Source organism: Micromonospora sp. B006 (genome assembly GCF_003408515.1).
Classification (GTDB): domain Bacteria; phylum Actinomycetota; class Actinomycetes; order Mycobacteriales; family Micromonosporaceae; genus Micromonospora; species Micromonospora echinospora_A.
This window is the reverse complement of sequence record NZ_CP030865.1, coordinates 406,308-427,527: the sequence shown is the minus strand read 5'-3', so window position 1 is coordinate 427,527 and position 21,220 is coordinate 406,308. Positions and strand designations below refer to the sequence as shown.

Here is a 21,220-nt window from a genome sequence, read left to right as displayed (position 1 = left end):
TCGACGGTCGGCCCAGATGTCCGCGAGGCGATAACATCCCGTCCCGGAGCCGACACGTTACGGAGGTCGTCGATGTCTCGGCCTGTCGCGTACCCCGCAGTGGCCGCCCTGGCGACGCTCCTCCTCATCGGGTCTCCGGTCGCCCCGGCGGCGGCTCGCGCACCGGCCGGCTGCGCCTCGCCGCCCACCCCGGCGCGGCCGGTGGCGCAACAGCCGTGGCCGCAGCAACGGTACGCCCCGGACCGGCTCACCCCGCTTGCCACCGGCGCCGGAGTCGTGGTCGCGGTGGTCGACTCGGGTGTGGACCGGTCCCATCCGCAACTCGCGGGGCGCGTCCTGTCCGGCGCCGACTTCCTCGAGCGGGGCGGGGACGGCACCCGGGACTGCGCCGGGCACGGCACCGGCGTGGCGAGCATCGTCGCCGCCGCCCCGCAGCCCGGCATCGCGTTCCGCGGCCTCGCGCCGGACGCGCGCATCCTGCCGGTACGGGTGAGCGAGCAGCAGGTGGTCGAGGGACGGGAGTCGGGGCGCACAGTCGACGCAGCCGGTTTCGCCCGGGCGATCCGGTGGGCGGTGGACCACGACGCCGACGTGCTCAACCTCTCGGTCGTGCTGTACGCGGACGACCCCGACGTGCGCGCCGCCGTCGCCTACGCGCTACGACGGGACGTGGTGGTGGTCGCTGCCGCCGGGAACCTGCACGACAACGGCGATCCCCGGCCCTATCCGGCGGCGTACGACGGCGTGCTGGGGGTGGGCGCGATCGGCCCGGAGGGCACCCGCTCGGCGTTCTCCCAGACCGGCCCGTACGTCGACGTGGTCGCCCCGGGCAGCGAGGTGCTGATGGCGGCTCCCCGGCAGGGACACCACCGGGCGGAGGGCACCAGCTACGCCACCCCGTTCGTGGCCGGCACCGCGGCGCTGCTGCGTGAGTACCGGCCCCGGCTGAGCGCGGACGAGGTGGCCGCCCGGATCGTGGCCGCCGCCGACCCGGCACCGGGGCGCGATGCCGGCTACGGGGCGGGGGTGCTCAACCCGTACCGGGCGGTGACCGAGTCGGCGGGCGCCGTGGACTCCCGGCCCCGGCCGGGCGCCGCGCTGCCCGCCGACCGGCCGGATCCGGCCGCGCTGGCCCGCGCGGCTCGCCGCGGGACGGCCCGGGACCGGGCGCTGCTGACCGCCGCCGTCGTGGGCGGGGCGGTGGCGCTCGTGACGGCGCTCGCCCTGGTGCTGCCGCGCGGAGCACGGCGGCGCTGGCGGGCGGCCGACCCGGCCTGAACCGCCGTGCGGCCCGGATCAGGGAGACCCGGGCCGCACGGCTCCGCTTCACTGGAACAGGTTGGCGTTGCGCTTCTCGGTGTCGAGGTAGTCGGCCGCGGAATCCTCCACCGCGAGCTTGATGTCACGCAGCATCGCCTGGAGGTCCTGCGAGGCGGCCCGCCACCGGGACTGCCGCACCTCGTACGCCTCGCGGGCGGAGCCGTTCCAGCTCGCCACCAGCGGGGCGGCGTCGCGTTCCAGCTGGCCGAGCTGGCTCTCCAGGGTGGACAGCGCCCGTTGGATGTCCGCGCCGGCCTGTTGCAGGGCGGCGAAGTTGACGACCAGCACACCGTGCTCCATGAGTTCGATCCTTCCGGTTGTCAGAGGGGCAGCTGGATGCCGCGGTTGGTGCCCGCCACCCGGCCGGCGGCCTCGGTGTCGGACAGGTCGTACTGCCGGCCGGCGGTGCGGATCGCGGTGGCGGTCTCCCGCAGCGCTCGCTGAAGGGCCGCCTGGTCCTGCGACCACTGCTGCTTGACCTGCGCGAACGAGCGCCCACCGGCGCCCCGCCAGGCCTGCTGCAACACCTCCAGCTCGGCCATCAGGCCGCTGAGCATGGTCTGCAGCGACTGGTCGACCTGCTCGAACTTCGCGGCGGTCTGCTGCATCACCGCGGCTTCTGCCTGGGTCTGGGACATCCCGGACGTCACCTCGTCTCCTCGGTCGTGGCTGGTCACCACAGTGACCACCGTGGACTCGCCGGGAGGGCGTCCGGGGCCGGTGGAGGGGAAGGCCAGGCGGCGGCGGACACGCGACTCGACGATTTCGTCGCTGACGGTAGCCGTCCCATTCCGGTTCTGCTACCCCTTCGGGCTCCCCTGTGGACAACCCGCCCATTACGATGTGCCACGGTGGCGTCACAGCGAGGCCCGGGCGAGGAGGTGCGGTGACCGCGACGACAACGACCCGACCGGCCGCGCCCACTCCGCTGTGGACACACCGGCCGAGCCCCCGGCAGCGGGCCGGTCAGGTCGTGGCGACACAGGTCGCGGCAGCCGTGCTGGTGGCTGCCGCCGGGCGGGGTGTCGTGGCGACCGCCGTCGCGCTGCTCACGGCCGCGCTGGTGCTGCCGGCCGCCTGGATCCGGGTACGTGGCCGCTGGCTGCACGAATGGCTCGTCACCGCCGTCGCGTACCTGACCCGGCGTCGCGCCCTGCCGGCGGCCGCCGATCCGGCGGCGCTGCTGGAGCTGGTCCGGCCGGGTTCGGTGGCCGGCTCCACCGAGCTGGCCGGCGGTCCGGCCGCCGTGCTGCACGACGCCGCCGGCCTGACCGCGCTGCTGGAACTCGGCGACCCGGACGACCTGCTCGGTGACCACGCGCGCCGGCTGCCCGCGCCGTTGGACCTGCTCCCGCCGAGCAGCCCGGACGCCCCTGCGATCCGGCTGCAGCTCGTCTTCTCGTCCTCCCCCGCGCCCGCGCCGGCCGTCGCGGCCGGTCCCGCCGGGACGTCGTACCGGCAGCTCACCGACGGCCGGGTGGCCGGGCGGGCGCGGGCGGTCCTGGCCGTTCAGGTGTTGCGCGCGGACGGCTGGCCGGACGAGGAGTTGCTGCGGGCGCTCTCCGGCACGCTGCGGCGGATCGTCCGCCGGCTCGGGCCGCTCACCGCCCGGCCGCTCGGCGGGGACGCGGCGCTGCGGGTGATCGCCGAGCTGGCGCATCACGAGCCCGGCGCACCGGTCCGGGAGACGTGGCCGCTGCTCGCGCTGGGCGGGCTGGCGCAGGCCACCTGGCGACTGCGCCGGTGGCCGGATCCGCGCGGCGAGGCCGCCCGGGGTCTGGTCACCCGGCTGCTCGCGGTGCCGGCCACCGCCACCACCGTCGCGCTGACTGTGGGCCCCCGCACCGGTGCGGGTCCGGCCCCGGCCGAGTTGGCGGTGCGGGTCGCCGCGGGCAGCGTGGACGAGTTGTCGGCGGCGGATCGGACGCTGCGGCGGGTCGCCGGTGACGTCGGCGCCGAGCTGCGCCGGCTGGACGGGGGGCACCTGGTCGGGCTGGCCGCCACGCTGCCGTTGGGGGTGACCGGCGGGCCCGGGTCGTCGCCGCCCGCGCTGGACCTGCCCCTGGCCGCCGCCGGCCTGATGGTGGGCGCCAACCGCCACGGCGCCGCGCTCACCGTGCGCCTGTTCCGGCCGGCCACGACACGGGTCCTGCTGGTCGGCGGCGTACCGGCCGCTCAACTGCTCGTGCTGCGGGCACTGGCGCTGGGTGCCCGGGTGGCGGTGCAGACCGGCCGCCCCCGGGTCTGGGAGCCGTTCGTACGCGGTGTCGGGACGCTCGGCGGCGGCGTACCGCTGCTCCCACCGGGGCGTCCGGTGGGCCGCGCGTCCGGCTCGCCGCTGTGCCCGCTGCTGATCGTGGTCGACGTCGGCCCGGTGCCCCCGGACGCCGGCCCGGATGCCGCCTGGCAGTCGGTGCTCGTGGTCCGCGACGAGCTGACCTCGGCCGACACGGCCGCGCTGGCTCGCGCCGATCTGGCGATCCTCCAACCGCTCGACCCGGACGAGGCGGCGCTGGCCGGCGCGGCGCTCGGGCTCGGCGGCTCCGCCGACTGGCTGACCCGCATCCGCGACGACATGGTGGCGGTGGTCAACCGGCGGGCCCTGCGGTGGGCGCTGCTCTCACCGACGCCTGTGGAGTCGCAACTGGTCGGTCGCCCGGCGCGACACTGAGGCGCCGCGCCCCGCCCGGTCGGACGACGCTGCTTTCCCTGGTGGTACGTCCGTGGCACGATCCCGGCCATGGATTTCCTGAAGGGTCTTCTGATTCGTGTGGGCTCGACGGCGGTGGCGTTCTGGCTCGCCACGCTGCTCATCCCGGGCATCTCGCTGGACTCCGAGTCGGCCACCGAGACCGTGATCACGCTGGTGCTCGTCGCGGTGATCTTCGGTGTGGTCAACGCGGTGCTCCAGCCGATCATCAAGACCGTGGGCTGCGGGTTCTACCTGCTGACCCTCGGCCTGATCGCGATCGTGGTGAACGGCCTGCTCTTCCTGCTCACCAGCTGGATCGCCGGTGAGGCCGGGCTGCCCTTCCACGTGGACGGGTTCTGGCCGGAGGCGGTGCTGGGCGCGCTGTTCGTCGGCATCGTCACCTGGATCCTCGGCGCCGTCCTCGACCGCGACTGACGCCCCGGTCCCGGCCGGCCGCGACGGCGACCGGCCGGGGCCACCAGGAGGGAATTGGCTGGCGAGCGGCCCGGGGGACGGCGCTAACGTCGGCCGGGTGTTCACTCTGACCCGCGCGGACGGCTACCAGATCAGCACCGACCCGGACCGGATCGACCTGGACCGGGTGCACGCCTGGCTCGCCGGTGACGCGTACTGGGCGCGCGGGCGGGAGCGGGCGATGGTGGCGCGCTCGTTCGCCGGCTCGATCGGCTTCGGCGTCTACCGGCCCGATGACGGGCGGCAGGTCGCGGTGGCCCGGGTGGTCACCGACCGGGCCACGTTCGCCTGGCTCTGCGACGTCTACGTGGACCCGGCCGAGCGGGGTCGCGGCCTGGGCACCTGGCTGGCCGGCGCGGTCCGCGACCACTTGAACGAGCTGGGCGTACGCCGGATTCTGCTGGCGACGCTCGACGCGCACGGGGTCTACGCGAAGCTCGGCTTCCGCCCGGTCGCGCCGGATCGGTGGATGGAGCTGGATCAGCGGGTGACGCCGGTCACCGATAAGGACCAGCAGACCGATCCACCACTTACGGTGGAGCGGTGAACCAGCTCCGGCTCGGCTACCTGTACGGCGTCGGCGCGTACCTGATCTGGGGCTTCTTCCCGATCTACCTCAAGCTGCTGCGCCCGGCCGGACCGGTGGAGATCCTCGCGCACCGGATCCTCTGGTCGGTGGCGTTCGTCGCGTTGCTGCTGGCCGCGACGCGGCACGCCGGTTTCCTGCGCAAGCTGGCCCGGCGGCCCCGCGCGCTCGCCGGCATCGGGCTCGCCGCCGCGCTGATCGCCGTCAACTGGGGCACGTACATCTACGGCGTGAACTCCGACCGGGTGGTGGAGACGGCGCTCGGCTACTTCATCAACCCGCTGGTGTCGGTGCTGTTCGGCGTGTTCCTGCTGCGGGAACGGCTGCGCCCGGCGCAGTGGGCGGCGCTCGGCGTCGGCGCGTTCGCGGTGGCGGTGCTCACCGTGGACTACGGCCGGCTGCCCTGGCTGGCGCTCACCCTGGCGTTCAGCTTCGCCGGGTACGGCCTGGTCAAGAAGCGCCTCGCGCTGCCCGCCACGGAGGGGCTCTTCGTCGAGTCGGCGGTGCTGGCGCTGCCCGCCCTGGCGTACCTGGGCTGGCTGTCGGCGCGCGGCGACTCGACGTTCGGGCACGTCTCGGCCGGGCACACCGCGCTGCTGGTGCTCGCCGGCGCCGCCACCGCGATCCCGCTGCTGCTTTTCGCCGGGGCGGCGAACCGCCTGCCGCTGTCCACTGTCGGCATGTTGCAGTACCTCGCCCCGATCCTCCAGCTCGGCTGCGGCGTGCTGATCTTCCACGAGCCGATGCCCCCGGTCCGGCTGGCCGGCTTCGCGCTGGTCTGGCTGGCCCTGATGGTCTTCACGGCCGACGCCCTCCACCACTCCCACCGCACCCGATCCGCCGCCCGCACCACCCCTACCCCCGCCGCCACCCCCACCCCGTCCCGTTGATCTTGCACTTACCGCCCCGGCGAAAGGGGTGAAACGCCCGCGCCGAGGGCCGGAAGTGCAAGATCAACGGGGAGAGGCAGCGGGTCAGCGGAAGTCGTAGGCCAGGACCGGGGCGTTGTTGCCTCGGAGGAGTTCCAGGCGGACCAGTTCGCCCTTCGTGAAGCGGGTGACGCCGGAGAAGCGCAGGTCGTCGCCGGGGGCGGCGAGCCAGGAGCCGATCTGCTCCGTCGCGCCGTCCGGGCCGTGCGCGACCAGCCGGAACGTGTACGCCTCCCGGTGCCCGGCCCGCCTGTCGTAGCCGCAGTGCATGGTGACCTCGGTGCCCCACGGCGTCTCGGTCAGCCCCACCTCGGCGTGCACCGGCACCGTCCCGGCCACCGGCCGCATGGAGGTCAGCGCCACCTGCGGCGTGGACGGCTCGGCCGACGGCTGGACCAGCGCCACCCCGACACCGGCCACCACCGCCAGCGCGGCGGCGGCGAGCGCGGTCAGCGCGTACTGGCGGCGGGAGCGGGACCGCTCGCGGCGCTTGCGCTCCCGCGCGGCGTCGAGCAGCGCGGGCACGCGCGACGTCTCCGGTCCGACCTCCAGGAACTGCTCCAACCCGGCCGGGTCGAGCCGGCCCAGCAGGCCGGGCAGCACGGCGATCTCGGCCACCGCCTCCCGGCACTGGGCGCAGCCGGCCAGGTGCCGCTCGTAGGCGACCCGGTCCGCCGGGGCGAGGGCACCAAGCACGTACGCCCCGTCGTCGTGCGCGAACTCGCAGCGTGTCATCCGGTCACCCCCATCTCGGCCAGCGCCAACCGTAGTGAGCGCAGCGCGTAGTGGGTGCGCGACTTCACCGTGCCGGGCGGTACGCCCAGCCGGGCGGCCGCCTCCGCCACCGAACGCCCCTGATAGAAGCACTCGACGAGCACTTCCCGGTGGGTCGGGCTGAGCCGGTTGAGTGCCTCGGCCACGGTCCACGCCTCCACCGCGCGTTCCGTCTCGTCGACCGTCTCGGCGGTCTCCGGCAGTTCGTCCGTGTACACCTCGCCGACCCGGGCAGAGCGCCGCCGCCAGGCGTCGATGGCCAGGTTCCGCGCGGTGGTGAACAGCCAGGCGCGTACCGAGCCGCGTCGCGGATCCAGCGACTCCGGGTGCCGCCAGGCGCGCAGCAGCGTCTCCTGCACCAGGTCCTCGGCGCGGGGCCGATCGCCGTTGACCAACCGCAGGGCGTGCGCGTACAGCGCGTCGGCATGCTCGTCGTGCAGCGCGCGCAGCAGTTGGGCGTCGTGGTCGCTGATGGCGGTACCTCGCTTCCGGCGGCGGGGAAACCGGCGATGTGTACGCCCTTCCATACGTGCCGTGCCGCCGAACGGTTCAGCCGCAGGTCACGTCGGAGCTGTTCACGTCCGGTTCAGCTCCGGGCCGACCGCCGCTCACGGCGCCCTGGCAGCGTCCGGCGGGTGAGCGCGGGCCGTTCGCCCGTGCGCCTTCTCCCTCGTCCGATCTGGAGGCTCCACCTCATGAGCGACCGGCCTCGCCTGCTTCCGCTGCTCGGTGGCACCCGCCACGGCAGCCGCGACGCGATGACCTGTCTGTACCGGTGCGGGAACGCCTGTGACCACCCGGTGCCCAACCCGACCGACAACCCGTACTTCGGTGACGTGGTCGACACCGAGATCTCCCGGCGCGGCGTGGTCCGGGCCGGCGCGGTCGGCGCGCTGGTGCTCGGCTTCGGCGGCGCCGCCGCGGGCGCGCTGGCCGGCGCTCCGGCGGCCGCCGCGCCCGCCGCTCCGCCAGTGCCCGGCGGGGGCGGGGTGGCCGCCACCGGCGCGGGGCGTCCCGGCAGCGGCGCGCTGACCTTCAAGCCGATCCCGCCGAACAAGTTCGACACGCTCGTCGTGCCGAACGGGTACGACCACTCGGTGGTGATCCGCTGGGGCGACGAGGTCGTGCCCGGCGCGCCCGCGTTCGACCTGGGCCGGCAGACCGCCTCCGCTCAGTCCAGGCAGTTCGGCTACAACAACGACTTCGTCGGCGTGCTGCCGATCGACCGTCGGCGCGCGCTGCTCGTGGTTAACCACGAGTACACCAACGAGGACCTGATGTTCCCCGGGTTCACCAGCCAGGACGCGCTCACCGTGGAGCAGCTTCGGGTGGCGATGGCCGCGCACGGCATGTCAGTGGTCGAGCTGGAGCGGGTGGAGAACACCGGGCAGTGGCAGCCGGTGCGACGCGGCCGGCGCGAGTACAACCGCCGGGTCACGGCGCTGGCCACGAAGTTCGAGCTGACCGGGCCGGCGGCCGGGTCGGCCTGGCTGCGTACCGCCGCCGACCCGAAGGGCCGGACGGTCATCGGCACGCTGAACAACTGCGCGGGCGGCGTCACCCCGTGGGGCACAGTGCTCTCCGGCGAGGAGAACTTCAACCAGTACTTCGTCGGCGGCGACGGCGTGGCCGAGGAGCAGAAGGCGAAGCTGACCCGCTACGGCATCCCGACGGACGTGCGCTATCCGAGCGGCAGCCGCAAGTGGGACCGGGCGGACGAGCGCTTCGACCTGGCCAGGCACCCCAACGAGGCGAACCGGTTCGGCTGGATCGTCGAGATCGACCCGTTCGACCCGCAGTCCAAGCCGCGCAAGCACACCGCGCTGGGCCGGTTCAAGCACGAGGGCGCGAACGTCATAGTGGCGCGCGACGGCCGCGTGGTCGCGTACATGGGCGACGACGAGCGCTTCGACTACCTCTACAAGTTCGTGTCGGACAAGAAGTTCATGCCGGGGAAGTCCGCGGTGGCCCGGCGGCACAACCTGACGCTGCTGGAGTCGGGCACGCTCTACGTGGCCAAGATCGAGGGGGACAGCCCGGCCGCCGAGATCGACGGTTCCGGCACCCTCCCGGCCGACGGTGGCTTCGGTGGCCGGGGCCGCTGGATCAAGCTGGTCAGCGGCAACCGCTCGTACGTCGACGGCATGACCGCCGCCGACGTGCTCACCTTCACCCGGCTGGCCGGGGACAAGGTCGGCGCGACGAAGATGGACCGCCCGGAGGACGTCGAGCCGAGCCTGCTCACCGGCAAGGTGTACGTGGCGCTGACGAACAACAGCGACCGCGGCAAGGCGGGCAAGGCGCCGGCCGACGAGGCGAACCCGCGCAACAACAACCGGCACGGGCAGATCCTGGAACTGGTCGAGGACCGCGGCGACAACACCGCCGAGACCTTCGCCTGGTCGCTGCCGATCGTCTGCGGCGACCCGGCCGACGCCTCGACCTACTTCGCCGGGTACGACAAGACCAAGGTCTCGCCGATCTCCTGCCCGGACAACGTCGCGTTCGACGCCACCGGCAACCTGTGGATCTCGACCGACGGCAACGCGCTCGGCAGCAACGACGGCCTGTTCGCCACCGCCGTCGAGGGGCCGGAGCGGGGCCACCTGAAGCAGTTCCTCACCGTGCCGCTCGGCGCGGAGACCTGCGGCCCGTTCATCACCGGTGACAACCGTTCGGTCTTCGTCGCGGTGCAGCACCCGGGCGAGGTGACCGGCGCGTCGGTGGAGAATCCGGCCTCCACCTGGCCGGACGGCGACTACGCCAAGCCCGGCGTGGTGGTCACCTGGCGCCTCGACGGCGGCCCGGTCGGCAGCTGACCCACCCCGGGGCGGTCCGGCGCCGGACCGCCCGCCGAAGGCCACCACCCCGCCAGGGTGGTGGCCTTCCTAGTTCTCGGAGGCGATGCCGTCGGCGATCGACCTGGCGGCGGTGAGCAGCTTCGCGCGGACCACCCGGGCGGAGGTCATCATCTCGCCGGCCGGCAACGCGCACGCGAGCACCACCCGGCGCTCGATGTCCTTGTCCGGGGCGACGAGCACCGCGGCGCACGCCACACCCTGCCGGAACTGCCCGAGTTCCAGTTGCATGCCGCGGCGGTCACCGGCGGCCAGGTCGGCCTCGAACGCCTCGACCGTGGTGAGCGTGGCGGTGGTGAACGGGCGCATGCCGTACTCGCGCAGGTAACGGAAGCGCTGTTCGGTGGTGAGCGTGGCGAGCAGGCTCTTGCCCAGCGCGGTGGCGTGGGCGCCCTCGTCGAAGCCCGGCACCAGGTCTTCCAGGTAGGGCGAGCGCGGTCCCTCGGCGGAGGCGGTCACCGCCACCTGTCCGCCGATGAAACGGCCGAGGTAGTGGCTCCAGCCGGTGTCCGACGCGGCGCGGCGCAGCGCCTCGCCGACCGCGGGCGGCCCCCGGAACGCGGTGACGAGCTCGCGGTAGCGGTCGGCCACCTCCAACCCCACGATGTACGTCCCGTCCTCGCGCCGGATCACGTAGCCCTCGTACGCGAGAGTGCGCACGAGATGGTACGTCGTGGCGACTGTCAACTCGCAACGCCGGGCGATCTGCTTCACGGTGAGCCCTCTCGGCGCACGGCCGACCGACTCGAGCACTCGAAGCGCGCGGGACACGCTGCGGATCAGGTCCGAAGGTTCCGCCAAGGGGTCGCGCACAACCACCTCCGCCGCCGGGGACTTACACCATATGAAAAACCGGCCGAGTGCGAAATGCCTGTTCGGATGGAGGATGCCAGATCACCGGACACAGACGGTAGGTCGACGGACACGATGAGCAGCCAAAACGTGCGGGCGTAGGGTGTGCTCGCAATGACTGAAACAGTTTCGCAAGACGCGCCCGCGTCGGCCCGGCGGGCGGTCCGGGCGGGCGCCGGCGCCACCGTCACCACGATCGTGTGCGTCCTGCCCGTCTTCCTCGTCGGCGGTCTCGCCGTGCAGCTCGGCGACGAACTCCGGTTCAGCCCGGCCGGCCTGGGCCTGGCCGTCTCGATCTACTTCGGCGTGAGCGCGCTCGCCTCGGTACCCTCCGGGGCCCTGGTCGAGCGGTACGGCCCGGCCACCGTCGCCCGCGCCGGCGTCCTGCTCTCCGCCGCCTCCCTGCTCGCCGTGGCCGGGCTGGCCCGGTCGTACCCGATGCTGGTGACGCTGCTGGCGCTCAGGGCCGCCGCCAACGCGCTCGGACAGCTCGCCAGCAACGCCGCGCTCGCCGAGCACGTGCCCGCCCACCGCCAGGGGCTCTCCTTCGGCGTGAAGCAGGCCGCCGTACCGGTCGCCACGCTGCTGGCCGGCGTGGCGGTCCCCACCGTCGCGCTCACCGCCGGCTGGCGCTGGGCCTTCGTGGTGGCCGCCGGGGCGGCGCTGGCCGCGCTGCCGGCCGTACCCCGGACCGGGCGGGACCGGCGCGCCCGGGCCGCCTCCGGAGGCCGCTACGGGGGCACCGGGCCCCTGGTGGTGATCGGGCTGGCCGCGACGCTGGCGGCGGCCGCGGCGAACGCGCTGGGCACGTTCCTGGTCGACTCGGCGGCGGCGCGGGGCCTCTCCCCCGGCCTGGCCGGCCTGACGCTCACGCTCGGCAGCGCGGTGTGCGTGCTGGCCCGGGTGGGCGTCGGCTGGCTCGCCGACCGGCGCGCCGGCGGGCACGTCGGGCTGATCGCGGGGATGCTGCTGACCGGCTCGGTCGGCCTGATCCTGCTCGCGGTGGCCGGCCCGGCGCCGCTGGTCGCGGGCGTGGTGCTCGGCTTCGGGCTCGGCTGGGCCTGGCCGGGGCTGATGAACTTCGCGGTGGTCCGGCTGCATCCGCAGGCACCGGCCGCCGCGACCTCGATCACCCAGACCGGCGTGTACGCGGGCGGTTGCCTGGGTCCGCTCGGCCTGGCGGCGCTGGCCGGCGCGGCCGGCTACCCGGCGATGTGGCTGACGGCAGCGGCGCTCATGCTCCTGGCCGCCGTCCTGATGCTGCTCGGCGCCCGCCTGCTCCGCCGCGCCCCCGCGCTCCCCTGACCGCCCTCGCCCCGGGCGCGGGGGTCAGCTGGTGCGGTCGGCGATGTAGTCGCAGAGGGACTCCAGCGCGCGCCGCGCCGGGCCCTCGGGCAGCGGGGCCAGCCGGGCGCGGGCGTCCTCGGCGTAGCTGCGCACTGTCTCCCGGGCGCGCTTGAGCGCCGGGGACTCCCGCAGCAGGCCGAGCGCCTCGGCGTGCAGCGCGTCGTCCACCAGCGGGCCGGTGGCGAGGATCTCCCGCAGCCGTACGCTCGCCGCGTCCGCGTCGTCCGAGGCCAGCGCGTAGAGCACCGGCAGCGTGGGCACGCCCTCGCGCAGGTCGGTGCCGGGCGTCTTGCCGGACTGGATCGACTCGCTGGAGATGTCCAGCAGGTCGTCGGAGAGCTGGAACGCGACGCCGATGATCTCGCCGTACTCGGCGAGCGCCTCGATGTGCTCGGGCGCCGCGCCGCCGAACATGCCGCCGAAGCGGGCCGACGTGGCGATCAGCGAGCCGGTCTTCTCGGCGATCACGTGCAGGTAGTGCGCGACCGGGTCGTCGTCGCGCGGGCCGACCGTCTCGGCGATCTGGCCGTGCACCAGCCGCGCGAACGTGCGCGCCTGGAGGCGTACCGCCTCGGTGCCCAGGTCGGCGGCGATGTCCGCGGCCCGGGCGAAGAGGTAGTCGCCGACCAGGATGGCCACCGAGTTGGTCCAGCGGGAGTTGGCGCTCGGCGCGCCCCGCCGCACGGCGGCCTCGTCCATCACGTCGTCGTGGTAGAGCGTCGCCAGGTGGGTGAGCTCCATCACCACGGCGGCCGGGACGACCTGCGCGGCCTCCGGGTCGCCGAACTGGGCACTCAGCGCCACCAGCAGCGGGCGGAACCGCTTGCCGCCGGCCTCGACCAGGTGACGGGCCGCCTCGGTCACCAGCGGGTCCGCGCTGGCGACGCTGGCCCGCAGCTCCGCCTCGACCCGGTCGAGCACGCCCAGCACTGAGGCTTCGACGCGCGGGTCCGCGAGGTGCAGGCCGAGCGCGCCGAACTGACCTGAACGCTCGCCAGCCGGATTCGCCACGTCCTCAACCATGCCACACCCGTTCGACCTGCTCGTCGAGGGGGATACGGGCCGGGGACCGGCACGCCACGGCGTACCGGCCCCCGGTGGGAACACCTCGGTCATCTGACGAATTCGGCGGCGCCAGTCGTCAGGTCGAGCAGCGGACCCGGGACCACGCCGAGCACCAGCGTGGCCAGCACGCCGATGACCAGCGCCGCCGAGGTGAGCGCGCCCGGCACGGTCACCGTCGGCGTGGCCTCGCCCGGCTCGGAGAGCCACATCATCACCACGACCCGCAGGTACGGGAAGGCCAGCACCATGCTGGTCAGCACACCGGCGATCACCAGCCAGACCTGGTTGGCCTCCAGGGCCGGGCCGAAGACCGCGAACTTGCTGGTGAAACCGCTGGTGAGCGGGATGCCGGCGAAGGCCAGCAGGATGAACGTGAAGATCGCCGCGAAGAACGGCGAGCGGCGGCCCAGCCCGGCCCAGCGGGACAGGTGGGTGGCCTCCCCGTTGCTGTCGCGCACCAGCGTCACCACGGCGAACGCGGCGAGCACCGAGAAGCCGTACGCGGCCAGGTAGAACATCGTGCCGGAGAGCCCTTCGCGGCTCGGCGCCAGCACACCGACCAGCAGGTAGCCGGCGTTCGCGATCGACGAGTACGCCAGCAGGCGCTTGATGTCCGTCTGGGTGACCGCGAGCACCGCGCCGACCAGCATGGTCAGCACCGCCACCGCGCCGAGCACCGGGGTGAAGTCCCAGGAGGCCCCGGCGAACGCGACGTGGAAGACGCGCAGCAGCGCGCCGAACGCGGCGACCTTGGTGCAGGCGGCCATGAAGCCGGTCACCGGGGTCGGAGCGCCCTGGTAGACGTCCGGCGTCCAGACGTGGAACGGCGCGGCGGCGGCCTTGAACAGCAGGCCGATGCTGAGCAGCGCCATGCCTGCGAACAGCAGCACCGGGCTGGACGGGGACTCGGTGACCGCGGCGTGCACGGTGGCGAAGTCGACGCCGGCCCCACGGCCCGGGATGCCGGAGGTGAAGCCGTAGATCAGGGCGACACCGAACAGGAAGAACGCCGAGGCGTACGCGCCGAGCATGAAGTACTTCAGCGCGGCCTCCTGGCTCAGCAGACGCCGGCGGCGGGCCAGCGCGCAGAGCAGGTAGAGCGGCAGCGAGAAGACCTCCAGCGCGATGAACATCGTCAGCAGGTCGTTCGCCGCCACGAAGATCAGCATGCCGGCGATCGCGAACGACATCAGCGGGTAGACCTCGGTGGCGCCACCGGCGCCCTCGGCCTGCCGGCGGTCCTCCGCCGACTCGGCGGTGACCGCGGCGTGCGCCACGAACGCGCCGCCCCGCTCCACCGTGCGCTCGCCGACGAGCAGCAGCGCCATCACGGCCAGGACCAGAATGGCGCCCTGGAGGAACAGCGTCGGCCCGTCGACCGCGATGGCCCCGCCGATAGTGATCAGCCGGACGTCCGCGTTCAGGATCACCATCACGATCGCCGCGAGCATCGCCACCAGGGCGAGCCCGAGCTGCACCGCGTTGCGCAGGCGACGCGGCACGAACGCCTCGACCAGGATCCCGACCAGGGCCGCGCCCAGCATGATCAGGATCGGAGCGAGCGCCGCGTAGTCGATCGACGGCAGCTTCAGTTCACTCACTTCGCGGCCTCCTGGACGCTGCCGACCTCAGGGGCGGGATCGGACTTGCCGACGTCCTGCATGGTCGCCTGGACGGCGGGGTTGATGACATCGGTGACCGGCTTCGGGTAGAAGCCGAGCAGCACGATCAGCGCGATCAGCGGCGCGACTACCACCTTCTCGCGCAGCGTGAGGTCCCGGCGCATGCCCTCGATCTCGGTCAGCGCCGGGTTCAGCGTGCCCTGCGTGGTGCGCTGCACCATCCACAGCACGTACGCCGCCGCCAGGATGATGCCGAGCGTGGCGATCACCGCGACCGGCTTGTTGACGGTGAACGTGCCGATCAGCACCAGGAACTCGGAGACGAACGGCGCGGTGCCGGGCAACGCCAGCGAGGCCAGACCGGCGAAGAAGAGCACGCCGGCCAGCACCGGCACCAGCTTGCCCGCGCCCCCGAAGTCGCTGATCAGCGCCGAGCCGCGCCGGGCGATCAGCATGCCGACCACCAGGAACAGCAGGCCGGTGGCCAGGCCGTGGTTGAGCATGTAGAGCACCGCGCCGGTGCCGGCCTGGGTGGTGAACGCGAAGATGCCGACGCCGATGAACCCGAAGTGCGCGATCGAGGTGTACGACACCAGCCGCTTCAGGTCGTTCTGGCCGACCGCCAGCAGCGCGGCGTAGATGATGCCGATCACGCCGAGCGCCAGCGCCCACGGCGCGAACCAGCGCGACGCCTCCGGGAACAGCGGCAGGCAGTAGCGCAGGATGCCGAAGGTGCCGACCTTGTCCAGCACGCCGACCAGCAGCGCGGCCGCGCCGGCCGGGGCCGCGCCACCGGCGTCCGGCAGCCAGGTGTGGAACGGGAAGAACGGCGCCTTGATCGCGAAGGCGACGAAGAAGCCGAGGAACAGCCAGCGGGCCGTGTCCGTGGCGAACTCCGCCTGGCTCAGCGCCTGCCAGTCGAAGGTCTTCCCGCCGACCACCCAGAGGCCGATCACCGCGGCCAGCATGAACAGACCGCCGACCAGCGAGTAGAGGAAGAACTTGACCGCCGCGTACTGCCGCTGGTGGCCGCCGTAGCTGCCGATCAGGAAGTACATCGGCACCAGCATGACCTCGAAGAACACGTAGAACAGGAAGACGTCGGCGGCGGCGAAGACGCCGATCATCGTGCACTCGAGGACGAGCAGCAGCGCGAAGTAGGCGGGCACCGAGCGCTTCGACGCCTCGGCGTCGTGCCAGGACGCCAGGATCACCAGCGGCACCAGGATCGCGATCAGCATCAGCATGACCAGCGCGATGCCGTCCACCTCGAAGGTGAAGTTCACGCCCCAGTTCGGGATCCACGGGTACGACTCGCGGAACTGGAACCGGTCACCACCGGCGGAGAAGGCGAACCACATCACCACCGAGAGCACCAGCACCAGCAGCGACCAGCCGAACGCCACCAGCTTGGCCAGGTCCGGGCGGCTGCGGGGCAGCAGTGCCACCACCAGGGCGCCGACCAGCGGCGCCACGGTCAGCACCGAGAGGAACGGGAAGTTGGACATTATTCGGCCTTACCTCCGTCGTGACTGCGTGGCCCGCCGGCGGGGGCGGCCGCGTTGAGGTCGATCACGCCAGCCACCCCGCCTGCACCGCCAGGAACGCCGCGACCACGAGCAGCGCGCCGGTGAGGATCGAGGTCGCGTACGACCGCACGAAGCCGGTCTGGAGCCGCCGGAGCCGGCCCGAGCCCCCGCCCACGGCGGCGGCCAGGCCGTTGACCAGCCCGTCGACGCCCCGGTTGTCGAGGAACACGAGCGCCCGGGTGAGGAAGATGCCCGGCTTCTCGAAGACCGCCTCGTTGAAGGCGTCCGTGTAGAGGTTCCGGCGCGCGGCGGTGACCACCACGCCGGCCGGCTGCGGCTCGGTCGCCGTGCCGCCGCGGAACAGGAACCAGGCCAGCCCGGCGCCCAGCACCGTGATCAGCAGCGACAGCGCGGTGAGCAGCCAGTGCGCCAGCACCGGCGCGTGCTCCCCGCTCTCGGCGGCGAGCCCGTTGGTGGCGGTGAGCCAGTCCGGCACGGAGGTGGCGAGCAGGAAGCCCGCGCCGACCGAGCCGATCGCCAGCAGGATCAGCGGGATCGTCATCAGCTTCGGCGACTCGTGCGGGTGCTCGATGTCCTCGGTCCAGCGCTTCGGGCCGTGGAACGTGAGCACGAACAGCCGCGTCATGTAGAACGCGGTGAGCCCGGCGCCGAGCAGCGCGGCCAGGCCGAACAGCCAGGCCGTCCAGCCCTCCCGCTCGAACGCGGCCACGATGATCGGCTCCTTGGAGAAGTAGCCGGAGAACGGGAACATGCCGATGATGGCGAGCCAGCCCATCATGAACGTCAGCCAGGTGACCTTCATGTACTTCGACAGTCCGCCGAAGCGGCGGATGTCGACCTGGTCGTTCATGCCGTGCATGACCGAGCCGGCGCCGAGGAACATGTTGGCCTTGAAGAAGCCGTGCGCCAGCAGGTGCACGATGGCGAGCGCGTACGCGCCGCCGCCGAGACCGACGCCGAGGAACATGTAGCCGATCTGGCTCACCGTCGACCAGGCCAGCACCCGCTTGATGTCGTCCTTGGCCGCGCCGATGATGCAGCCCATCAGCAGGGTGAGCGCGCCGACGCTGACCACCACGAGCTGGAGCGTCTCGTTGGCCGAGAAGATCGCGTTGGAGCGGGCGATCAGGTAGACGCCGGCGGTGACCATGGTGGCCGCGTGGATGAGCGCGGACACCGGGGTCGGGCCCTCCATCGCGTCCGGCAACCACGCCTGGAGCGGGAACTGGCCGGACTTGCCGGCCGCGCCGAGCAGCAGGAGCAGGCCGAGCACCAGCACCGTGGTCGAGGTCAGCGAGCCGACCCCGTTGAACACCTCGTCGTACTGGGTGGTGCCGAGCATGGCGAACATGATGAAGATGCCGATGGCCAGGCCGGCGTCGCCGACCCGGTTCATCAGGAACGCCTTCTTGCCGGCGGTGGCCGCGCTCGGCCGGCCGTACCAGAAGGAGATCAGCAGGTACGACGCCAGACCGACGCCCTCCCAGCCGAAGTAGAGCATCACGTAGTTGTTGCCGAGCACCAGCAGCAGCATCGCGGCGACGAACAGGTTGAAGTAGGCGAAGAACAGTCGCCGGCCCTCGTCGTGCGCCATGTACTCCACGGCGTAGAGGTGGATCAGGAAGCCCACCCCGGTGATCAGCAGGACGAAGACAGCGGCCAGCGGGTCGAAGAGCAGACCGAAGTCCACCTTCAGGTCGCCGACCACCATGAAGTCCCAGAGGCTCAGCTCGACCTGCTTGTTCTCCAGGCCGCGAAGCTGGAAGAAGTAGGTGAGCCCGAGCAGGAAGGCGGCGCCGATGGCGCCCACGCCGAGCCAGTGGCCCCAGCGGTCCGCCCGCTTGCCCAGCAGCAGCAGGATCGCAGCGCTGACCAGCGGGATCGCCACCAGCAGCCAGACCGAGCCCAGCATCCCGTCCGCCGTGGCGAAGGTGACGGCCTCGGCTGGCTCAGACTGGGCGATCGTCAGAATCTGTTCCACCACGAGCCCCTCAGTACTTCAGCAGGTTGGCGTCGTCGACGCTCGCCGAGCGCCGGGTACGGAAGATCGCCATGATGATCGCGAGACCGACCACTACCTCGGCCGCCGCCACCACCATCACGAAGAACGCCATGATCTGGCCGTTCAGGTCGCCGTTGATCCGGCTGAACGTGACCAGAGTCAGGTTGGCCGCGTTGAGCATCAGCTCGATGCACATGAACAGCACGATCGCGTTGCGCCGGACCAGCACGCCGACGGCGCCGATGGTGAACAGCACCGCCGCGAGGATCAGGTAGTAGTCCGGGGTCACCGTGCTGACCTTTCGTTCGCGACTGCGGGGCTCCGCTCCGCTGCACTCCTCGCGCTCACCGATCCGTCCCCTTCAGTGCGGTCTCCTCGGCCGTCAGCTCGCGCACCGGCAGGATCTCCGGGATGCTGCGCTCGGTCAGCCGGCCGTCGGGCAGGCGGGCCGGGGTGGCCACCGAGGAGGAGGTCGCGTAGACACCCGGGCCGGGCTTCGGGCCGGGGTAGTTGCCGGGACGGAACCGCGCCTTCATGGTGGCGATCTGGTCCATCCGGTCCGCCTTGCGCCGCTCGACGTGCGCCAGCACCATCGCGCCCACCGCCGCGGTGATCAGCAGCGCGGAGGTCAGCTCGAAGGCGAAGACGTACTTGGTGAACAGCAGCCGGGCGATGCCCTGCACGTTGCCCTCGGCGTTCGCCTCGTCGAGCCCGGCCGCCCGCACGCCGTCGAGCGCGCGGTACAGGCCGCTGCCCACCAGACCGGCGAAGCCGAGCCCGAGGACGACAGCGGCGACCCGCTGGCCGCGCAGCGTCTCGATGAGCGAGTCGGACGCGTCCCGGCCGACGAGCATCAGCACGAACAGGAACAGCATCATGATCGCGCCGGTGTAGACGATGATCTGCACCATGCCGATGAACGGCCCGGCCTGGAGCACGTAGAACACGCCCAGGCAGAGCATTGTCAGCACGAGCCACAGCGCGGAGTGCACCGCGTTGCGGGCCCACACCATGCCGACCGCCCCGAGCAGGGCCAGCGGGGCGAGGATCCAGAAGGTGACCTCCTCACCCCCGGACACCTGGCCCGCAGCGGCGAGCACCGTAGCCGAGGTCATGCCTTGCCTCCCTTGCCCGCCGCGGCGGACCGCTGCTCGGCCTGCTCGGCGCCGGGGAAGGTCACGCCGGGGTGCTCCTCCACCTGGTACCGGCCGGGGCCCATCGGCGAGCGCTCGGCGCCGGCCGAGGTGCCCGGGTTGGTCAGCGCGCCGACGTAGTAGTCCTTCTCGCTGTCGCCCAGCCGCATCGGGTGCGGCGGCTGCTCCATGCCCTCGAGCAGCGGCGCGAGCAGCTGCTCCTTCGTGAAGATGAGGTCCTGCCGGTTGTCCCGGGCCAGCTCGTACTCGTTGCTCATGGTGAGCGAACGGGTCGGGCAGGCCTCGATGCAGAGCCCGCAGAAGATGCACCGGGCGTAGTTGATCTGGTAGATGCTGGCGTACCGCTCACCCGGGGAGAAGCGCTGCTCCTCGGTGTTGTCGCCACCCTCAACGTAGATCGCGTCGGCCGGGCAGGCCCAGGCGCACAGTTCGCAGCCGATGCACTTCTCCAGCCCGTCCGGGTGCCGGTTGAGGATGTGCCGCCCGTGGTAGCGCGGCGCCGAGACCGGCGGCTTGAACGGGTAGTCGGTGGTGACGACCTTCTTGAACATGTGCGAGAAGGTGACACCGAAGCCCTTGAACGTTCCGGTGATCGCGCCCACGTCACACCTCCCTGGAGTCCGGGCCGGCGACGACGTTGGCCGGCTCCCGCTCGGCGAGCACGCGCTTGGTGCGCGGGCTCGGCGGAACCTGAAGATCCATCGGCGGCAGCGGGAAGCTGCCGTACGGCCGGCTGTCCGCCTGCTCCTGGGGCGACGGCTTGAGTTCCTTCTTCCGGCTCGGCCAGAAGAGGGTGACCAGCAGCAGCACGCCCGCGCCGACGGCGGTGACGAGCAGCCGGTCCCGGGCCTGCCAGTCCTCGATCGAGCGCAGCCCGGCGAGCACCATGATCCAGACCAGGTTCAGCGGCAGCAGCACCTTCCAGCCGAAGCGCATGAACTGGTCGTAGCGGAGCCGGGGCAGCGTGCCGCGCAGCCAGACGAAGACGAACACCAGCAGGATGACCTTGCCGAAGAACCACAGCATCGGCCACCAGCCCTCGTTGGCGCCCGACCAGATCGTGATCGGCCACGGCGCGTGCCAGCCGCCGAGGAAGAGGGTCACCGTGAACGCCGACATCGTCACCATCGCGACGTACTCGCTGAGCATGAACAGCGCGAACTTCAGCGAGCTGTACTCGGTCTGGAAGCCGGCCACCAGCTCCGACTCCGCCTCGGGCAGGTCGAACGGCGCCCGGTTGGTCTCACCGACGATGGCGATGAAGAACATGATGAAGCTGGGCAGCAGCAGGATCGCGTACCAGCCGGGGGCCGCGAGGTCGAAGCCGCCGATGCTCAGCCGGGTGCCGTCGCCCTGCGCGGCGACGATCCCGCTGGTCGACATGGTGCCGGCGGTCATGAAGACCGCGACCACGCTCAGACCCATGGTGACCTCGTAGGACACCAGTTGGGCGGCGGAGCGCAGACCACCGAGCAGCGGGTACGTGGAGCCACTGGCCCAGCCGCCGAGCACGATGCCGTACACGGCCAGCGAGGAGAAGGCCAGCACCACCAGCACCGCCACCGACACGTCGGTGACCTGCAGCGGCGTGCGGTGCCCGAAGATGCTCACCATCGGCCCGAACGGGATCACCGACAGCGCGGTGACCGCGCAGACCACGGAGATCACCGGGGCGAAGAAGTAGACGACCTTGTCGGCCTTGCGCGGGAGGATGTCCTCCTTGAAGGCCAGCTTCACGCCGTCGGCGAGCGTCTGGAGCAGACCGAACGGGCCGGCCTGGTTGGGACCGGGCCGCACCGCCATCCGGCCCACGACCCGGCGCTCGAACCAGACGCCCAGCAGCGTGGCCGCCACGGCGACGACGAACGCGAAGAGGATCTTGCCGAGGACCAGCCACCACGGGTCCTTGCCGAAGTCGGCAAGCGTCGGGTCCTGCGCCGCGAGGTAGAGATTCACTGCACCCACCTTTCGTTCGCGACCGCGAGGCGTACTCGC

The 21,220-nt window shown here is 72.3% G+C and carries 20 protein-coding genes; 7 read left to right on the top strand and 13 right to left on the bottom strand.

Features of this window, described 5'->3' with window-relative positions; translation table 11 throughout:
• Positions 1-72: 72 nt before the first annotated feature.
• Positions 73-1,278 carry a type VII secretion-associated serine protease mycosin gene (gene mycP / locus MicB006_RS02125; RefSeq protein ID WP_116503495.1) on the top strand — a complete coding sequence of 402 codons (1,206 nt, stop codon included), beginning with the start codon at positions 73-75 and terminating at the stop codon, positions 1,276-1,278.
• A gap of 48 nt (positions 1,279-1,326) precedes the next feature.
• On the opposite strand, the gene MicB006_RS02120 is transcribed toward mycP, so the two are convergent.
• Together MicB006_RS02120 and MicB006_RS02115 are read right to left on the bottom strand one after the other, a co-directional pair.
• Positions 1,327-1,620 carry a WXG100 family type VII secretion target gene (locus MicB006_RS02120; RefSeq protein ID WP_073826279.1) on the bottom strand — a complete coding sequence of 98 codons (294 nt, stop codon included), beginning with the start codon at positions 1,618-1,620 and terminating at the stop codon, positions 1,327-1,329.
• A gap of 20 nt (positions 1,621-1,640) precedes the next feature.
• The gene (locus MicB006_RS02115; protein WP_073827061.1) at positions 1,641-1,958 is read right to left on the bottom strand and encodes a WXG100 family type VII secretion target; all 318 of its coding nucleotides are present in this window, start codon (positions 1,956-1,958) and stop codon (positions 1,641-1,643) included.
• Positions 1,959-2,206: 248 nt separating this feature from the next.
• On the opposite strand from MicB006_RS02115, the gene eccE reads away from it, so the two are divergent.
• From eccE to rarD, 4 genes are all read left to right on the top strand, one after another.
• Positions 2,207-3,991 carry a type VII secretion protein EccE gene (gene eccE / locus MicB006_RS02110; protein ID WP_116503493.1) on the top strand — a complete coding sequence of 595 codons (1,785 nt, stop codon included), beginning with the start codon at positions 2,207-2,209 and terminating at the stop codon, positions 3,989-3,991.
• 69 nt (positions 3,992-4,060) lie between these two features.
• The gene (locus MicB006_RS02105; RefSeq protein ID WP_116503491.1) at positions 4,061-4,447 is read left to right on the top strand and encodes a phage holin family protein; all 387 of its coding nucleotides are present in this window, start codon (positions 4,061-4,063) and stop codon (positions 4,445-4,447) included.
• 97 nt (positions 4,448-4,544) lie between these two features.
• Positions 4,545-5,033, top strand: a complete 489-nt coding sequence (locus MicB006_RS02100) for a GNAT family N-acetyltransferase (RefSeq protein ID WP_116503489.1) — start codon at positions 4,545-4,547, stop codon at positions 5,031-5,033.
• Complete coding sequence (rarD, locus tag MicB006_RS02095) at positions 5,030-5,962, top strand: EamA family transporter RarD (RefSeq protein ID WP_116503487.1); 933 nt, start codon at positions 5,030-5,032, stop codon at positions 5,960-5,962. The genes MicB006_RS02100 and rarD overlap by 4 nt, the downstream gene beginning before the upstream one ends.
• An 84-nt stretch (positions 5,963-6,046) precedes the next feature.
• On the opposite strand, the gene MicB006_RS02090 is transcribed toward rarD, so the two are convergent.
• Together MicB006_RS02090 and MicB006_RS02085 are read right to left on the bottom strand one after the other, a co-directional pair.
• On the bottom strand, positions 6,047-6,736 hold the full coding sequence (locus MicB006_RS02090; RefSeq protein WP_116503485.1) for an anti-sigma factor: 690 nt from the start codon (positions 6,734-6,736) through the stop codon (positions 6,047-6,049).
• Positions 6,733-7,302 (bottom strand): sigma-70 family RNA polymerase sigma factor, encoded by a 570-nt coding sequence (locus MicB006_RS02085; protein WP_013283619.1) that lies wholly within the window; start codon positions 7,300-7,302, stop codon positions 6,733-6,735. Before MicB006_RS02085 ends, MicB006_RS02090 begins: the two co-directional genes overlap by 4 nt.
• Positions 7,303-7,470: 168 nt before the next feature.
• Here MicB006_RS02085 and MicB006_RS02080 point away from each other — a divergent pair, with 168 nt between their 5' ends.
• Positions 7,471-9,594: a PhoX family phosphatase gene (locus MicB006_RS02080; RefSeq protein ID WP_116503483.1), complete on the top strand. Its 2,124-nt coding sequence runs from the start codon at positions 7,471-7,473 to the stop codon at positions 9,592-9,594.
• A 69-nt stretch (positions 9,595-9,663) separates the two neighbouring features.
• Here the strand turns inward: MicB006_RS02080 and MicB006_RS02075 are convergent, their stop codons facing one another.
• Complete coding sequence (locus MicB006_RS02075; RefSeq protein ID WP_073826302.1) at positions 9,664-10,446, bottom strand: IclR family transcriptional regulator; 783 nt, start codon at positions 10,444-10,446, stop codon at positions 9,664-9,666.
• 153 nt (positions 10,447-10,599) lie between these two features.
• On the opposite strand from MicB006_RS02075, the gene MicB006_RS02070 reads away from it, so the two are divergent.
• On the top strand, positions 10,600-11,790 hold the full coding sequence (locus MicB006_RS02070) for an MFS transporter (RefSeq protein WP_116503481.1): 1,191 nt from the start codon (positions 10,600-10,602) through the stop codon (positions 11,788-11,790).
• 24 nt (positions 11,791-11,814) lie between these two features.
• Here the strand turns inward: MicB006_RS02070 and MicB006_RS02065 are convergent, their stop codons facing one another.
• The 8 genes from MicB006_RS02065 to nuoH all read right to left on the bottom strand — a co-directional run bounded on the left by MicB006_RS02065 (position 11,815) and on the right by nuoH (position 21,181).
• Positions 11,815-12,855, bottom strand: coding sequence for a polyprenyl synthetase family protein (locus MicB006_RS02065; protein ID WP_116503479.1), 1,041 nt, complete (start codon positions 12,853-12,855; stop codon positions 11,815-11,817).
• 89 nt (positions 12,856-12,944) lie between these two features.
• The gene (gene nuoN, locus MicB006_RS02060; RefSeq protein WP_116503477.1) at positions 12,945-14,498 is read right to left on the bottom strand and encodes an NADH-quinone oxidoreductase subunit NuoN; all 1,554 of its coding nucleotides are present in this window, start codon (positions 14,496-14,498) and stop codon (positions 12,945-12,947) included.
• The gene (locus MicB006_RS02055) at positions 14,495-16,027 is read right to left on the bottom strand and encodes an NADH-quinone oxidoreductase subunit M (protein WP_116503475.1); all 1,533 of its coding nucleotides are present in this window, start codon (positions 16,025-16,027) and stop codon (positions 14,495-14,497) included. Before MicB006_RS02055 ends, nuoN begins: the two co-directional genes overlap by 4 nt.
• Before the next feature lie 64 nt (positions 16,028-16,091).
• Entirely contained in the window at positions 16,092-18,053 is a 1,962-nt protein-coding gene (gene nuoL / locus MicB006_RS02050) for an NADH-quinone oxidoreductase subunit L (protein WP_073826318.1), read from the bottom strand.
• Between the two features lie 7 nt (positions 18,054-18,060).
• The gene (gene nuoK / locus MicB006_RS02045; protein ID WP_013283611.1) at positions 18,061-18,360 is read right to left on the bottom strand and encodes an NADH-quinone oxidoreductase subunit NuoK; all 300 of its coding nucleotides are present in this window, start codon (positions 18,358-18,360) and stop codon (positions 18,061-18,063) included.
• 55 nt (positions 18,361-18,415) lie between these two features.
• Positions 18,416-19,186 carry an NADH-quinone oxidoreductase subunit J gene (locus MicB006_RS02040; protein WP_073826322.1) on the bottom strand — a complete coding sequence of 257 codons (771 nt, stop codon included), beginning with the start codon at positions 19,184-19,186 and terminating at the stop codon, positions 18,416-18,418.
• A complete protein-coding gene (gene nuoI / locus MicB006_RS02035; protein WP_073826325.1) occupies positions 19,183-19,827 on the bottom strand; it encodes an NADH-quinone oxidoreductase subunit NuoI in 645 nt (214 codons plus the stop codon). Before nuoI ends, MicB006_RS02040 begins: the two co-directional genes overlap by 4 nt.
• A gap of 1 nt (position 19,828) precedes the next feature.
• A complete protein-coding gene (nuoH, locus tag MicB006_RS02030; RefSeq protein ID WP_030500777.1) occupies positions 19,829-21,181 on the bottom strand; it encodes an NADH-quinone oxidoreductase subunit NuoH in 1,353 nt (450 codons plus the stop codon).
• Positions 21,182-21,220 lie beyond the last annotated feature (39 nt).